Annotated in this window: 1 rRNA gene; it reads right to left on the bottom strand. The window is 57.0% G+C overall.

Annotated features, from left to right (window positions below):
- Nucleotides 1-358, bottom strand: a 16S ribosomal RNA gene (locus ACF8OV_RS12340); the annotation flags it as partial.

Genomic DNA, 358 nt, shown 5'->3' with positions numbered 1-358 from the left:
TCCTCACGACTGAAAGTGCTTTACAACCCGAAGGCCTTCTTCACACACGCGGCATGGCTGCATCAGGCTTGCGCCCATTGTGCAATATTCCCCACTGCTGCCTCCCGTAGGAGTCTGGACCGTGTCTCAGTTCCAGTGTGGCTGATCATCCTCTCAGACCAGCTAGGGATCGTCGCCTTGGTGAGCCCTTACCTCACCAACTAGCTAATCCCACCTAGGCATATCCTGACGCGAGAGGCCCGAAGGTCCCCCTCTTTGGCCCGTAGGCATCATGCGGTATTAGCCATCGTTTCCAATGGTTATCCCCCACATCAGGGCAATTTCCTAGGCATTACTCACCCGTCCGCCGCTCGACGCC

The sequence above is a fragment of the Vibrio sp. GLN_1 genome (assembly GCF_043106015.1).
GTDB lineage: Bacteria > Pseudomonadota > Gammaproteobacteria > Enterobacterales > Vibrionaceae > Vibrio > Vibrio parahaemolyticus.
Note: the sequence above shows the minus strand (reverse complement) of the source record. Positions and strands in the feature narration are given on the sequence as shown.